Genomic DNA, 13,726 nt, shown 5'->3' on the forward strand with positions numbered 1-13,726 from the left:
GGCTACCCGCCCGTCTTGCCGTCCTTGCGATGCGACCGGAACAGAAGATGGGTCGTCGCCAGATGAAAGCGCACGGCGATCTCCGCGCATTCGGGATCGCGCGCGCGGATGGCGGCGATGATCTGGCGATGGTGTTCTACGCTGCGCAGCATGTCGTCGCGGCCGTAGAAGTAGAACGAGCCGATGATGATCGGCATGTCCAGCAGGTTCTCGACCAGGGACCGCACCCGCGCGGACTGCGCGGCGTTGAGCAGGGCGTGGTGGAACAGGTTGTTGTAGTGCTGGACCTGGGCGACGTGGTCGGGCGCGCCGGAGTTGACGGCGTCCAGCATGCACTGGTTGATGCGGTCCAGTTCGTCGATCTGTTCGGGCGTGGCGCGCTCGGCGGCGGCCTTGGCGGAATAGGGTTCGAGCAGCATGCGCAGCTCGAAGGCCTCGTCGATGTCGCGGTCCTGCCAGCCCAGCACGACCGCGCCGCGCCGGCCTTCGCGGGTGACCAGGCCGTCCGCGATCAGGCGTTCGATCGCGTTGCGCACGGGCGTGCGGCTGACGGAAAGCTGCGCGGCGATGTGCTCCTCGCGCAGCGGTTCGCCGGGCAGGAACGAGCCGGCCATCAGGCGGCGGCGCAACTCTCCGTATACGTAATCACTGGCGCTCGACATGACGCGGCTTGGCTCTTCTCGGATTTGGAAGCTGGGACTATAACAACGGCGCGCGGGACCATGGGCGCCGAGGCGTTGGCCGCCGCGCAGGCGGGTTCTACCCCTTCACCCCGTGCTCCGCCAGACGCGCCAGAAAGCGCGGCCAGACCTCGGGATTGAGCAGACGCGCCGGCTTGCGCCCGGCGAGCATGTCCAGGATCTGCGTGGCCGAACCCTGCGCCACCTTGCGGCGGCCTTCGTGCGTGACGCCGCCCGTGTGGAAGGCGGCGGCCACGTCCGACCGCTGCAAAAGGCCGCTGCGCGGAGGCGGCGGTTCCACCTGCCAGACGTCCAGGCCAGCACCCGCAATATGACCAGATTCCAGCGCCGCGAGCAGGGCGTCTTCCTCATGGATGCCGCCGCGTGCGGTGGAGACGAACAGCGCGCCGCGCTTCATCCGGCGCAAGGCGGCGGCGTTGACCATCCCTCGCGTGACGGTGTTCAGCGGGCAGTGCAGGCTGACGATGTCTGCCTGTTCCAGCAGCGCATCGAACGAGACGGGCGCGGCGCCGCGTTCGGCGATCTGCGCGTCCGTGAGCAGCGGATCGTACGCAATGACCTTCAAACCGAAGCCCGTTGCGATCCGCGCCACCCTGCGTCCGATCTCGCCGATGCCCACGATGCCGATGACGCGGCCTTCGATCTCGTGACCCATCAGGGCTTCGCGGCTGACGGCGGTGCCGGCGCGCAGCGCGGCTTCCGATTCGCCCAGCCGCTTGACCAGCGACAGCAGCAGGGCAAAGGTCATTTCTGCGACCGATGCGGCATTGGCGCCGGCCTGGTTGACGACCGCCACGCCCGCGCGGGTGCATGCGGCCACGTCCACCGTGTCGTAACCCGCGCCGCCCGAAGACACGCACAACAATTGCGGACACTGGGCCAGCAGGTCCGCCGACACTTGCCAGCGTGCCGGCACCTCGTCCTTGGCCGCACTGACGTGGTATGCATGCGCGCCGGCCAGGCCGGCCGCCGTCACCGCGTCGCCGCCGGCCGGCAGCACGCGCAGGTCCAGCGTGCCGTCCCGCGCAATGGTCTCGTCGAACACCGGATCGATCCACAGATCCAGACGCGCGACGCGCAACTGAGGCCTGCTGAGTGCCGCACCGCTCATGGCTAGACTCCCGTGCAACCCAACGCGCGCAGACGGGCGTCGACCCACGACGTATCCAGCGTGCCCGCGGCAATGTCCGCCAGCATCTTGGTTTCGACGTCGTGCTTTGCCGCTGCGGCCTCAAAAATGGCCTGCGCCTGATCGAACGGCACGGCAAGCAGCCCGTCGTCGTCGCCCAGGATCAGATCACCCGGGGCGATGGTCATGCCGTCCAGCGCGACCACGCAGTTGATTTCGCCGGGGCCGTCCTTGTACGGGCCGCGGTGCGTGACGCCGGCCGCATAGACGGGAAACGCGCTGCGGCGGATGGTGCCGCAGTCGCGGATGGCGCCGTTGATGATGATGCCCGCGATCCCGCGCGACTCGGCGTAGGTCGTCATGATCTCGCCGATGATCGCGTTGGTCAGATCGCCGCCGGCATCGACCACGATGACGTCGCCCGGTTGCGCCAGGCTCAGCGCCTTGTGCACCAGCAGGTTGTCGCCAGGACGCGTGCGCACGGTGAGGGCCGGGCCGGCCAGTGGCGTGCCGTCGTGCATGGGCCGCAGGCGCGCGCCGCCGGCCGTCATGCGCGACATGCAGTCGCTGACGTTGGCGACCGGCACCTGGCGGAATTTGTCGACCAGTTCCTTGCTGACCGCGCGTTGGCGGGCGTGGATTTCAAAACCTGTCATCACTGCTCCTGATAGCGGAATATCTACAAATCGGGTTCACTGCTTCGGAATGCCGGCTTCCTGCACGACCTTGCCGAAGGCGTCGTGGTCCGTGCGGTGGCGGCGCGCCAGGTCTTCGGGCGAGCCCTTGAGCACGCTGTAGCCGGCGTCTTCAAGCTTCTTGATCAGTTCGGGGTTGGACTGCACCTTCTGCAGCTCGCTGTTCAGCGCGGCGATCACGTCATCTGGCGTCTTGCCCGGGGCCATCAGGCCCCACCAGATCGACTGGTTGATGGTCGGAAAACCGCTTTCAGGAAAGGTCGGCACGTCGGGCAGGGCGGGCGAACGCTCGCTCGCGACGACGCCCAGCGCTCGCACCTTGCCGCCGCGGATCTGCGGCAGCAGCGACGCGACGGAGCCCACGTAAATGTCGATCCGGCCGCTGGCCAGGTCGGGGAACGCCTGGCTCCAGCCGCGGTACGGCACGTGCATCAGTTCCATGTTGGCGGCCTTGCGCCACAAGTAGCCGGTCAGGTCGCCCGTGCCGCCGATGCCGGGAATGCCGAGCGAAACCTGGTTGGGGCGCGCCTGCGCGGCCTTGACGACGTCGGCGATGGTCTTGAACGGCGAATCGGGCACCACGACGAAGACGCTGGGCGAAGACGCCACGGGGCCGACCGGCTTGAAGTCCTTGAAGGTGTCGTAGCTGAGCTTGCTGTAGAGCCAGGGGTTCAGCACGATGTTGTCGGTCTGCGCCATGACCAGCGTGTGGCCGTCGGGTTGAGCGCGCGCCGTGGCGTCCAGCGCCAGGTTGCCGCCCGCGCCGGGCTTGTTCTCGACGACGATGTTCCAGCCGGCGTCCTGGCCGATGGCGCTGCCGATCATGCGCGTCAGCGTGTCGGTGCCGCCGCCGGGGGGAAACGGCGAGATCAGGGTGATGGGGGACTTGCCGAGGTCGGCGCCATGCGCGGCGGCGCAGCCCAGCACGAGCGTTGCGGCCAGCAGTTTCTTGAACAGTTTCATTGTCTTCCTCACGAAGTGTTTGCAGATTCGGTCCGCGCTCTGTGGCGCGGTGGAGATGTCAGGACTGGCGGGCCAGCGTGGTCAGCCAGGCCAGGCGCGCCTCGACCGTATCGGGCGCCGGGGCTTCGCCCTTGGCGCGCGCGGCCTCGATGCCACGGGTGGATCGCGCAAAGAGCTGTTCGACGCCATCAAGCACCAGCGGCTCAAGGCCCGCTTCATGCAACTGGTCGCGCGCTTCGCGCACTTCGGCCAGCCGGCGCGGCGCATGCAGCACGTGCGAGCGCACGAACGAGTCCATGAACGCGGTCAACGGCGTGCGGTCGATGTCGGCCAGCACTTCGTACAGCGATTCGCGCAGACCCATGCGCTCGGCCGCCACCAGGCATTCGACGGCCAGGCTTTCCATGCCTTTGGTCATGATGCTGCGCAAGAGCTTCAAACGCACCGCGTCGCCGGGCTTGCCTTCGATGATCCGGACCGTGGCGCCCGCGCTTTCGCCCAGCGCCGTCACCACTGCCGCGCCCTCGCCGGCGCATAGCAGTGGCGTCTTTTCGGCGAGCAGAGCGATGGCGCCCATGATGGCCACGTCCATGAACGGGATGGCGCTCGCGGCAGCGGCGGCGGCCGCCTTCTGCATGTCGGGCGCGCTGGCCGTGGTGAAGTCGGCGTAGACGGCGCCGGCGCGCATGTGGGGAAAGGCCTGCGCGGCGACTTCCGCCGCGCTGTAGCCGTACACGGCCGAGACCACGACGTCGGCCTCGGCCAGCCAGGCGCCCGGTTCGGCATGCAAGGCCGCGTCTGCGGACTTGGCGCGATCTGCCATTTCCGCGTCCGAGCGCAGGTCGCAGATGCCGACGATGCGATGTCCTGCGGCGATCCAGGCCCGGGTGTAGCAGTGGCCGACCTCGCCGCATCCAATCAGTGCGATTTTCATCTTAGAAACACATAAAAAAAACAATACGTGTTTATAGATCCGGGAATTGCGCGAGAAAAGGCCGTGTTTACCCTAGGATATACGCCTTACTAGTACATTAAAAAAACAAAAAGCAGGTCTTTGGTTTGGTAAGGCAGGTCTTGGCGGGGGTGGCATCGGGGTACAGCCGCAGGCCGCTATCCGCCCCGTCCGCCTGAAAGATTCGCCCCGCGCCCGATCGGCATGCATGCGCCCCTACCCGTCACAACCTGCAATGTTTCGCCCGCGGCGCGGCGTTATTGTCTGCAAGATGCATGTCGCGCCCGCCCGGTCGGCTGGAACACCAGAATGAGGCACACCATGACTTACTCGAGCTATCACAAGAAGGACATCTTCGGCCGCCCCTTGCATGCCGAGACGCAGATGATGTCCTATGGCTACGATCCCTATCTGTCCGAGGGGGCGGTCAAGCCGCCGGTGTTTCTGACGTCCACCTTCGCGTTCCGCACCGCCGAGGACGGCGCGGCGTTCTTTGACTTGGTGTCGGGCCGCAAGCCCTTGCCGCAGGGCGAGACGGCGGGGCTGGTGTACAGCCGGTTCAACCATCCGAACCTGGAAATCGTGGAAGACCGGCTCTCGCTGCTGGACGGTTCGCAGGATGCCGCCGTCACTTCCAGCGGCATGTCTGCGATCAGCGCAGTGCTGATGGCGTTTCTGCGGCCGGGCGACCAGCTGGTGCAATCGGTGCCGCTCTATGGCGGCACCGAGACGCTGATCGGCAAGATCTTTCCGGAGTGGGGCGTGGGTTCGCATCCCGTGGCGGACGGGCTGTCGCCGCGCAACATGCGCACCGCGCTGGAAGAGGCCGCAGCCAAGGGGCCGGTAAAGCTTTTCTATGTCGAAACGCCCGCCAATCCGACCAACGCGCTGTTCGATTTCGAGGCCATGAAAAACGAGCTGGACGCGTTCGAAACGCGCCACGGCTACCGGCCGACCTCGGTGTGCGACAACACGCTGCTCGGGCCGATCTTCCAGAAGCCGGCGGAGCACGGGGTGGATTTGTCGGTGTATTCGCTGACCAAGTACGTTGGCGGCCATAGCGATCTGGTGGCGGGGGCGGTCACCGGCAGCAAGGAACTCATCAAGAAAGTGCGCGCGATCCGCAGCGCCTTCGGGTCGCAACTGGATCCGCATTCTTGCTGGATGATCACGCGGTCGATGGAAACGGTGGTCCTGCGCATGAAGCAGGCCGCGCGCACGGCAACCCGCGTGGCGGAATGGCTGGCGGGCAATCCGCACGAAAAGGTGCAGGTGTTCCATCCGGAACAGATCGCCGATCGCGCCTACCAGGAGGTGTACAAGCGGCAATGCACCGGGCCGGGTTCGACGTTCGCCTTCGTGCTGGACGGCGGCCGCGAGCGCGCCTTCCGCTTCATCAATGCGCTGCATCTGTTCCGTTCGGCCGTCAGCCTGGGCGGCACGGAGACGCTGGTGTGCCATCCGGCGTCGACCACGCATTCCGGCGTGCCCGCGGCGGAGCGAGATGCCGCGGGCGTGTCCGAAGGCTTGATCCGGGTGTCGATCGGCCTGGAACACGAGGAAGACCTGATCGCGGACATGGACCACGCATTCCGCAACGGCTGATCGGTACAGGCAGTGCGCCCGCACGCAGGCAGACCGCTCCCGCCGCGTCCCGGGATTTCAGCCCGGCTGAACCGCCCGGCGGGCGCGGTTCAGCAGCACGAACGCGGCGGTGCCCAGCAGCATGATCGTGGCGGTCGCAATCACCGCCGCGTAGCCCGTCTCGAAGGCGCCACGCGCCATTTCGGTCAGCGTGGCCGCCAGTTCCGTGGGCAGGCTTTCGGCGACGACAAGCGCCTCGTCCAGGCTGTCGCGCGCCGCGCCGGTGGCCGCCACGCCCGCGGGCACGGACAGCGACTGCGCATACACGCCCGACAGGATCGAACCCATCAGCGTCACGCCCAGCGCGCCGCCCAGTTCATATGAGACTTCCTCGATCGACGCCGCCATGCCGGCGCGTTCGGGCGTGGCGCTTTGCATGATGGTGCTGGAGGCGGCGGTCATGGTGGCGCCGATGCCCAGTCCCAGCACGCACAGGCTGATCATCTGCGGGATCACCGCCGCATCGTAGGTCAGGAGGTACCCGCCCATACCCGCGCCTGACACCAGCAGCGACAGAAACAGCATGCGCCGGCTGCCCACGCGCCCGAGCAGAAGACCCGCGAGCGGCCCGGCGACAAAGGCGGCCAGCGGCAGCGGCAGGATGAACAGCGCGGACTGGATCGGCGACATGCCCAGCACCAGTTGCAAGCGTTGGCTGAACACCAGTTCCATGCCAAGCAGCGCCGCGGCCGCAAACAGCGCGGCGGCGACGGCCGAACTGAAGGACGCGTTGCGGAAGATGGCGAAGTCGATCAGCGGATACGGCCGCCGCCGCTGACGGCGCACGAAAACGGCCAGCATGGAGGCGCCCGCCGCGCAGGTCACGATGGCGTGCAGCCAGGACGGCGACGCACGCCCCAGTTCCTTGAGCGCGTAAGCGCACAGGATCATGCCCGCCATCACCTGCAAGGAGCCGACCAGATCCCACGGCCGCGATGCGTCGGGCTGGCTTGCCGGGATAAACCGCCAGGCCAGCGGCAACGCCAGCAGCACGATGGGGACATTGATGAGAAACACCGAGCCCCACCAGAAATGCTCCAGCAGCAGGCCGCCCACGACGGGTCCGAGCGCGGCGCCGCCCGAGGCGACCGACGCCCAGACGCCAATCGCCACGGCGCGCTCGCGCTCGTCGGCAAACGCCAGGCGCAGGATGGACAGCGTGGCGGGCATCATCATCGCCGCGCCCACACCCAGCAGCGCGCGGGCCGCGATCAGGACGACCGCGCCGGGCGAATAGGCGGCGGCGAGCGACGCCGCGCCGAATACGGCCAGCCCCATCATGAAAAGGCGCTTGTGGCCCAGCCGGTCGCCCAGCGTGCCCATGCCCAGCAACAGGCCGGACACGACCAACGCGTATACGTTCACGATCCACAGCTTGGCGGATGCGGTGACGCCCAGTTCGTGGGTGAGCCGCGGCAGGGCGGTGTACAGGACCGTCATGTCGACGACGATCAGCAGCAAGGCGCTGGACACGATGGCCAGCACCAGCCAGCGGCCGGGGGTGGCCGCGGCAACAGCGTTCGAATGAGTCCGCTGCATGGTTCTACTCCTTTAAAGACCGTGATTCCGGGGGCGGCGTGCGCGCTCGGGATCACGGGTTGGCATTATCCATCTACATATCCGCCATAAAAAGTTGGATTGCATCTATAAAATCGATGGATTGAAAGGAGGTCACCATGCAATGGACCTTGGACCAATTACGGCAATTCGTGGCGGCGGCTGAGGCCGGGTCGTTCTCGGCGGCGGCGCGCCGCATCGGCCGCGCCCAGTCCGCGGTCAGTACGGCGGTGGGCCTGCTGGAGGCGGATCTGGGCGTGGGACTCTTTGACCGGTCGCGCCGCAATGCGGTGCTGACGCCGGCCGGCGAGGTGATGCTGCGGGAAGCGAAAGAACTGCTGCGGCAGGCGGGCGGGCTGTCGCAGCGCGCGCTGGCGTTTGCCGGTGGCCAGGAGGCGCGACTGTCGATTGCGCTGGACGAGGCCTTGCCGTATCTGGTGCTAGGCGCGCTGGCGCTGGAACTGGCCGAGCGATTCCCGGCGCTTGAGCTGACGCAGTTGAACGGCACCGCTACCGAGGTCGCCGATTACGTGCGGCAGGGCCGGGCCAGCATCGCGTTCCACTTCGACCGGGGCGACCCCGGCAGCGACTTTGCGCACCGTTCGCTGGGCAACGTGGCGCAAGGGATCTTCGTGGCGTCTGGCCATCCGCTGGCTGCGCTGCCGCAGGTGTCGCGCGAAGACCTGGCGCGGCATCGCCAGCTTGTCATGCAGATGGAAGGCGTGGAGGACATGGTGCTCAGTCCCACGGTGTGGCGCACCGACAGCTTCTACAGCATCGCGGGCATGGTGGCCGACGGTCTGGGCTTTGCGATCCTGCCGTTGAATATCGCGGAATACGAGAGTTTCAGCACCACGCTGACGCCGGTGCCGTGCGCGGAACTGGCGTTGCCGATGCTGTCCGTGCGCACGTTGTGGCTGCAAGGGGCCGTGTTGAACGAGACGGAACGCTGGCTTCAGCAGCGCATGGAGCAATTGCTGCGGGTGGGATAGCGCCGCGGAGCGGAAAGCACGTCAGGCCAGCCGCGTCTCAGGTGCGCAGCACGCCAGCTCAGCCGCGTCTCAGCTCAGCAGCGCGGCAACCAGATCGCTGCCCGCCTGCCGGTCACCGCTGAAATCCAGCGCGGCCAGCACGTGCTCCAGATGTTCGTCCATCAGCGCGCAGGCGCGATCGGCGTCGCCGGCGCGCGCCGCCTCGATGAAGGCGTGATGCTCGCGCGACGAGCAATTGGCGTCGTGAGAGCTTTGATACAGCACGGTGATCACCGCGCTGCGCGCCGACAATTCGCGCAGCATGCCGGTCAGCACCGAGTTGCCCACGGTTTCGGCAAGCAGGATGTGGAACTGGCTGAGCAACCGGTTTCTCGCCTGCACGTCGCCGCTTTCCAGGGCCCGGCGTTCCTCGGCCAGATGCGCATCGATGCGGCGGAAGTCGGCGGTCTTGGCGCAGGCCACGAATTCCCGGGCCAATGCCGCTTCCAGGATGCGGCGCACGGCGTAGACCTCGCGCGCCTCGTTCGCATCGGGCTTGCTGACGAAGGCGCCCTTGTCGGGGACGATGTTGATGAGCTTGTCCTTGGACAGCATCAGGAGCGCGGCGCGGATCTTGGTGCGGCTGACCTTGTAGACCCGGGCCAGGGCCTCCTCGCGCAGTCGGGTGCCGGGCGGAAGCTTGTGCGCCACGATGGCGGCGGACACTTCCTGGGCGATGTCGTCGGCGCTGGGGTCTGGCTGGACGTCCTGATTCATGAGGCGCGGCAGGGCTGCCGGTAGCGGGAAATCGTCGGGCAGCCAGTCTAACAAAAGGCGGCCGGGGCGGCAGACATTTCTTGCATACAAAATCTGTCTGCACGCTGCACGCTAAGGGTGCGGGGCTGCGCGCTGCGCGGGGACCGGGGCACCAGCGCCTGCCGGCCTGCCCCTGTCCTCCCGGCGTCCGTCCCACTTGCTCGTCCCGCCAGCTTGCCCGCTACTTGGCCATCAGCCCCAGGTTTTCGATCAATGCCTTTTCCTTGACGAAGGTGGCCTGCGCCCAGGCCTTGTAGTCCTCGCTGCTGCGGTAGGCCGGTTCCTGATTGAGCTGCTTCATGACGTCCATGCTGGCCTGGTCGAACAGCGCCTTCTTGAACGCGTCATGCAGGATCTTCACGACCGCCGGGTCCATGCCCTTCGGACCGGCCAGACCATACGGCGACGTGGACACAACCTTGTAGCCCAGCTCTTGCGCGGTCGGCACGTCAGGCCAGCGCGTGGTGCGCTTTTCGCCAAAGGTGACCAGCAGGCGCATCTTGCCGGAATCGACGAACTGGTCCCAGCCGGTGGCGTCGCTCTGCGCCATGACATGGCCGCCCAGCAGCGCCTGCTGCATGTCGGCGTTGCCCTTGAACGGCACGTGGTTGAGCTTGACGTTGGCGTTGATGGCGATCTCTTCGATGATCAAATGCGGCGACGAGCCGATGCCGGTGGAGCCGTAATCGATCTTGCCGGGCGCCTTGCGCGCCGCTTCGATGTATTCGTTGAAGGTCTTGTACGGCGAATCGGAGCGCACCGTGAAGCCGAAGGTGTAGCCCGACAGGCCCAGGATGAAGGTGAAATCGTTGATCGGATCCCAGCTGCTTTTCTGCATGTAGGGCATGCGCAGCATCGCCAGCGTGTACAGCGCGATGGTGTAGCCGTCCGGCTTGGCGGTCTTGGCCATGGTCGCCGTGCCCAGCGTGCCGCCGGCGCCTGGCCGGTTTTCCACGATGACGGGCTGGCCCAGGTGTGTGGAAGCGTCCTGCGCAACGATCCGCAGGTGGCGGTCGGTGGATCCGCCGGCCGGGAAGGGCACGATCAGGGTAATGGGCTTGGTGGGAAAGTCGGTCTGGGCGCTGGCGGAAAAGGGCAACGCGGCGCTTGCCAGCGTGAGCGTCAGGGTGGCGAGGACAGCGCGTCGCAGGGGAAGTCGATTCATATTGTTTGTCTCCTGGTGGTTTGCCTGATGGTTGTTATGGGCGGCCGGTCAGTCGCGCAAGTCGACCTTGACGGGCAGCCGGGACAGCGCTTCGCGCAGCTGGGCTTTCAGCGGCGCGGGCGCACCGGCGCGGGCTTCTACGGCGACATCCGGTTGCGCATCGGCCAGCACGCGGAAGACGGGATCGTCTTGCGCGCGGCCAGCCGCTTGCAGGGTGCGCGCCACCACGGCCTCGACCGACACGGCGGTCGCCAGGCGGCGCAAATCGGGTTTGTAGATCTTGCCCACGTTGGTCATCGGCATGGTGTCCAGCACGACGACCCGCTTGGGCCGTGCGGGGCCTTCGTCCACGTGCTCAGCGGCGTAAGCCACCAATTCCGCCTCGGTCACCTCGCTGCCTTCGGCCAGCGTGACGAAGGCGATGGGCAATTCGCCCGCGTAGGCATCGGGGGCGCCGACTGCCGCGCAAAGCTGCACCGCCGGGTGTCTGGCAAGCGCGTCCTCGATGGTCTTGGGGTCGATGTTGTGGCCGCCGCGGATGATCAGGTCCTTGGCGCGGCCCTGCAGATGCAGGCGGCCTTCGGCATCCATCAGGCCGACGTCGCCGCTGATGAGCCAGCCGTCTTCGGTGAAGGCGCGCGCGGTGTCGTCGGGGTCCAGAAAACCGGGGATGACGTTCGGCGCCTTGATCAGCACCATGCCCGGCGTGCCGGGCGGCAGATCGCGCGCGGGCTGGCCCGCGGGCATGTCCAGGCTGACGATGCGGATTTGCACATACGGCAGCGGGAACCCCACACAGTTGACGGGGAATTCGCAGCCGGGGGGCGAGATCGAGGTGATGCCCGCCATTTCGGTCATGCCCAGGCTTTCGCTGACGTGCAGGCCGAAGAGGCGCTTGAAGCGCGCGGCCAGCTCGGCGGGCAGGGGTGCGGCGCCGGTGCGGCAGTAACGGAGCGATGAAATGTCGGCGCCGGCCAGCGGCACCTCCGCCAACGCGGCCAGGATGGTCGGCACGCCCTGCAGGGAGGTCGCGCGGTGCTTTTCGACAAGGCGCCAGTAATTGCGCAGCACGTCGCGGTTGCGCAGCAGCAGGGTGGTGGGAATGACGGTTTCGACGCCGGACGACAAGGCCGCCAGCGATGCCGGCAGCACGCCCGCCACATGAAACAGCGGATAGCCATTGATGACCACATCGCCGGGACCTGCGTTTTGCAGTTGCACGGCCGCCCAGGCGGAAAACACCTGATTGGCGTGCGTGTGGATCGCCAGCTTGGGCGCGCCCGTGGTGCCGCCCGTGTGGAAGTAGGCCGCCACGTCGCTGGCGCGGATGACGCGTTTGCTGACCAGCCGGTCGGAAGGCTGGGCCGCGCGCGCGGCATTGAAATTCAGCGCGAAGTCCGGCAGCGCGGGGCGGTCCGCTTCGGCTTCATGCCACGGCGCCACGCGCAACAGCGACTTCAGGGGCGGCACGCGCTCCATCAGACGCAGCGCCTTGGACCACGAGCCGCACTCCACGTCGGATCCATAGGCGATCAGCGCCTTGGCGCCGGCCGTCGTCATCAGCGATGCCAGCTTGTCTTCGGTGAGCAGCGGATTGAGCGGTTGAACAATGCCGGCCGCCTCGCCGCCCCAGAGGGCAAGGTGGTACTCCAGGCAGCCGGGCAGCAGCACGCCCACGGCGTCGCCTTCCCGGATGCCCAGGCTGTGCAGCAGGTTGGCGGTCTGGTGGATGCCGGCCAGCAGGTCCTGATAGGTCCAGCTGATGGCGTCGTCGGCGGGATCCGCGCTGCGCAGGAAGGTCAGCGCGCGCCGTTCACCGAACGCGGCCGCGGAATTGCAGAAAATTTCGTAGGTGCTCTGCACCGTCAGCGTTTCTTCCAGCGGCCGCGCCTGCAGCCGCTGGACGTCCTCTGCGGTGCGCACCGGGAACGGCGCGGCGAAGGGGCGGGAGAGGGTGGCGGAACGGGATTCGATCATGGCCGTGCGTCCGCGTTCATGCCTGCCCCAGCGCAATGTAGCGGCGCAGGTGGTGGTCTTCGTCGCCCAACTGATGGTCGATCATGACCAGGCGCTTGGCGTAGTGCGCCAGCGGCAACTCCCAGGTCATGCCGATGCCGCCATGCAGCTGGATGCATTCTTCGGCCACCAGCGTGCCGATGCGCCCGATGGTGACCTTGGCGGCCGACAGCGCGCGTTCGCGCGTGACACGGTCGGGGTGGTCGACGGCGGCGGCGGCGTTGATGACGGCCGAGCGCGCCTGTTCGATCTCCAGCAGCACGTCGGCCATGCGGTGCTGCAAGGCCTGGAAGCTGCCGAGCGGTGCGCCAAACTGGCGGCGCGTGCGCAGGTATTCCAGCGTGGCGTCGCGCGCGCAGTCCATGGCGCCGACGGCCTCCGCGCACAGCGCCAGGATGCCGCGTCCCACGGCGCGCTCCAGCAACGGGTAACCGGCGTCCGCCTCGCCCAGCAACGCGCCGGGTCCAAGCTGCACGTTGTCCAGCACCAGCTCCGCGGCGCGCCCGCCGTCAATCAGTCCGTAGCCTCGCAGGCTCAGGCCGGGCGTGGCCTTGGTCACAAAAAAGAGGCTGATGCCGGCCTCATCGTCATCAGCGCCCGACGTGCGCGCCGACACCAGGAAGAGATCCGCGTGTTCGCCCGCGTAGACGACGGCCTTGGCGCCATTGAGCACCCAGCCGTCGGCGCTGCGTTGCGCACGCGCCTGCACCTGGTTGAGGTCGTACCCGGATTGCGGCTCGGCGTGGGCCAGCGCGGCGGTCAGGCTGCCGGCGATCAGGCCTTCCAGCGCCTCGCGCTGTTGGGGCGTGCCCTTTGATGCGATCGCGCTGCCCACCATCACCGCATCCAGGAAGGGTTCTACGACCATGCCGCGGCCCAGCGCTTCAAAGACGACAGAGATGTCAAAGCCCGCGCCGCCCAGCCCGCCGTCCGCCTCGGTGAACAGCGCGCCGATGGCGCCCAGCTCTGCGTAGCGTTGCCAGAATTCAGGGCTGTACCCCTGCGGCGATTCGGCATGGCGCATCCGGGTGGCAAAGTCGTATTGCTCGGCGACAAAGCGGCGCAGCATGTCCGAGAGCATGCGCCGGTCTTCGGTATGTTCGAAATTCATGGCCAG

The 13,726-nt window shown here is 67.3% G+C and carries 12 protein-coding genes; 2 read left to right on the forward strand and 10 right to left on the reverse strand.

The features are described from left to right. Nucleotides 1-2 precede the first annotated feature (2 nt). The 5 genes from MHZ91_RS04290 to MHZ91_RS04310 all read right to left on the reverse strand — a co-directional run bounded on the left by MHZ91_RS04290 (nt 3) and on the right by MHZ91_RS04310 (nt 4,422). The gene (locus tag MHZ91_RS04290) at nt 3-662 is read right to left on the reverse strand and encodes a GntR family transcriptional regulator (RefSeq protein ID WP_175121215.1); all 660 of its coding nucleotides are present in this window, start codon (nt 660-662) and stop codon (nt 3-5) included. A 97-nt stretch (nt 663-759) separates the two neighbouring features. Next, nucleotides 760-1,812, reverse strand: coding sequence for an NAD(P)-dependent oxidoreductase (locus MHZ91_RS04295; protein WP_239212605.1), 1,053 nt, complete (start codon nt 1,810-1,812; stop codon nt 760-762). Nucleotides 1,813-1,814: 2 nt separating this feature from the next. After that, on the reverse strand, nt 1,815-2,486 hold the full coding sequence (locus MHZ91_RS04300) for an RraA family protein (protein ID WP_056561950.1): 672 nt from the start codon (nt 2,484-2,486) through the stop codon (nt 1,815-1,817). Between the two features lie 36 nt (nt 2,487-2,522). Beyond that, nucleotides 2,523-3,488: a tripartite tricarboxylate transporter substrate binding protein gene (locus tag MHZ91_RS04305; RefSeq protein ID WP_239212606.1), complete on the reverse strand. Its 966-nt coding sequence runs from the start codon at nt 3,486-3,488 to the stop codon at nt 2,523-2,525. A gap of 58 nt (nt 3,489-3,546) precedes the next feature. After that, nucleotides 3,547-4,422, reverse strand: coding sequence for an NAD(P)-binding domain-containing protein (locus MHZ91_RS04310; protein WP_239212607.1), 876 nt, complete (start codon nt 4,420-4,422; stop codon nt 3,547-3,549). Between the two features lie 339 nt (nt 4,423-4,761). Here MHZ91_RS04310 and MHZ91_RS04315 point away from each other — a divergent pair, with 339 nt between their 5' ends. After that, nucleotides 4,762-6,045, forward strand: coding sequence for a cystathionine gamma-synthase family protein (locus MHZ91_RS04315; protein ID WP_239212608.1), 1,284 nt, complete (start codon nt 4,762-4,764; stop codon nt 6,043-6,045). 57 nt (nt 6,046-6,102) lie between these two features. Here the strand turns inward: MHZ91_RS04315 and MHZ91_RS04320 are convergent, their stop codons facing one another. Then, the gene (locus tag MHZ91_RS04320; RefSeq protein ID WP_239212610.1) at nt 6,103-7,623 is read right to left on the reverse strand and encodes an MFS transporter; all 1,521 of its coding nucleotides are present in this window, start codon (nt 7,621-7,623) and stop codon (nt 6,103-6,105) included. A gap of 137 nt (nt 7,624-7,760) precedes the next feature. On the opposite strand from MHZ91_RS04320, the gene MHZ91_RS04325 reads away from it, so the two are divergent. After that, nucleotides 7,761-8,633 carry a LysR family transcriptional regulator gene (locus MHZ91_RS04325; protein WP_239212612.1) on the forward strand — a complete coding sequence of 291 codons (873 nt, stop codon included), beginning with the start codon at nt 7,761-7,763 and terminating at the stop codon, nt 8,631-8,633. Nucleotides 8,634-8,702: 69 nt separating this feature from the next. Here the strand turns inward: MHZ91_RS04325 and MHZ91_RS04330 are convergent, their stop codons facing one another. The 4 genes from MHZ91_RS04330 to MHZ91_RS04345 form a co-directional block, all read right to left on the reverse strand. Continuing rightward, nucleotides 8,703-9,389 (reverse strand): GntR family transcriptional regulator, encoded by a 687-nt coding sequence (locus MHZ91_RS04330; RefSeq protein WP_218344152.1) that lies wholly within the window; start codon nt 9,387-9,389, stop codon nt 8,703-8,705. Nucleotides 9,390-9,609: 220 nt separating this feature from the next. Continuing rightward, the gene (locus MHZ91_RS04335) at nt 9,610-10,593 is read right to left on the reverse strand and encodes a tripartite tricarboxylate transporter substrate binding protein (protein ID WP_239212614.1); all 984 of its coding nucleotides are present in this window, start codon (nt 10,591-10,593) and stop codon (nt 9,610-9,612) included. A gap of 48 nt (nt 10,594-10,641) precedes the next feature. Beyond that, the gene (locus MHZ91_RS04340; RefSeq protein ID WP_239212615.1) at nt 10,642-12,570 is read right to left on the reverse strand and encodes an acyl-CoA synthetase; all 1,929 of its coding nucleotides are present in this window, start codon (nt 12,568-12,570) and stop codon (nt 10,642-10,644) included. 16 nt (nt 12,571-12,586) lie between these two features. Further along, nucleotides 12,587-13,720, reverse strand: coding sequence for an acyl-CoA dehydrogenase family protein (locus MHZ91_RS04345; protein ID WP_175183693.1), 1,134 nt, complete (start codon nt 13,718-13,720; stop codon nt 12,587-12,589). Nucleotides 13,721-13,726: the final 6 nt, after the last annotated feature.

The sequence above is a fragment of the Achromobacter sp. ACRQX genome (genome assembly GCF_022346505.1).
GTDB classification, from domain to species: Bacteria; Pseudomonadota; Gammaproteobacteria; order Burkholderiales; family Burkholderiaceae_B; genus Achromobacter; species Achromobacter animicus.

What these genes read in the sequence shown, in the direction of transcription:
- MHZ91_RS04290 (WP_175121215.1), bottom strand. Translation starts at nt 662, where the DNA reads ATGTCGAGCGCCAGTGATTACGTATACGGAGAGTTGCGCCGCCGCCTG.
- MHZ91_RS04295 (WP_239212605.1), bottom strand. Translation starts at nt 1,812, where the DNA reads ATGAGCGGTGCGGCACTCAGCAGGCCTCAGTTGCGCGTCGCGCGTCTG.
- MHZ91_RS04300 (WP_056561950.1), bottom strand. Translation starts at nt 2,486, where the DNA reads ATGACAGGTTTTGAAATCCACGCCCGCCAACGCGCGGTCAGCAAGGAA.
- MHZ91_RS04305 (WP_239212606.1), bottom strand. Translation starts at nt 3,488, where the DNA reads ATGAAACTGTTCAAGAAACTGCTGGCCGCAACGCTCGTGCTGGGCTGC.
- MHZ91_RS04310 (WP_239212607.1), bottom strand. Translation starts at nt 4,422, where the DNA reads ATGAAAATCGCACTGATTGGATGCGGCGAGGTCGGCCACTGCTACACC.
- MHZ91_RS04315 (WP_239212608.1), top strand. Translation starts at nt 4,762, where the DNA reads ATGACTTACTCGAGCTATCACAAGAAGGACATCTTCGGCCGCCCCTTG.
- MHZ91_RS04320 (WP_239212610.1), bottom strand. Translation starts at nt 7,623, where the DNA reads ATGCAGCGGACTCATTCGAACGCTGTTGCCGCGGCCACCCCCGGCCGC.
- MHZ91_RS04325 (WP_239212612.1), top strand. Translation starts at nt 7,761, where the DNA reads ATGCAATGGACCTTGGACCAATTACGGCAATTCGTGGCGGCGGCTGAG.
- MHZ91_RS04330 (WP_218344152.1), bottom strand. Translation starts at nt 9,389, where the DNA reads ATGAATCAGGACGTCCAGCCAGACCCCAGCGCCGACGACATCGCCCAG.
- MHZ91_RS04335 (WP_239212614.1), bottom strand. Translation starts at nt 10,593, where the DNA reads ATGAATCGACTTCCCCTGCGACGCGCTGTCCTCGCCACCCTGACGCTC.
- MHZ91_RS04340 (WP_239212615.1), bottom strand. Translation starts at nt 12,570, where the DNA reads ATGATCGAATCCCGTTCCGCCACCCTCTCCCGCCCCTTCGCCGCGCCG.
- MHZ91_RS04345 (WP_175183693.1), bottom strand. Translation starts at nt 13,720, where the DNA reads ATGAATTTCGAACATACCGAAGACCGGCGCATGCTCTCGGACATGCTG.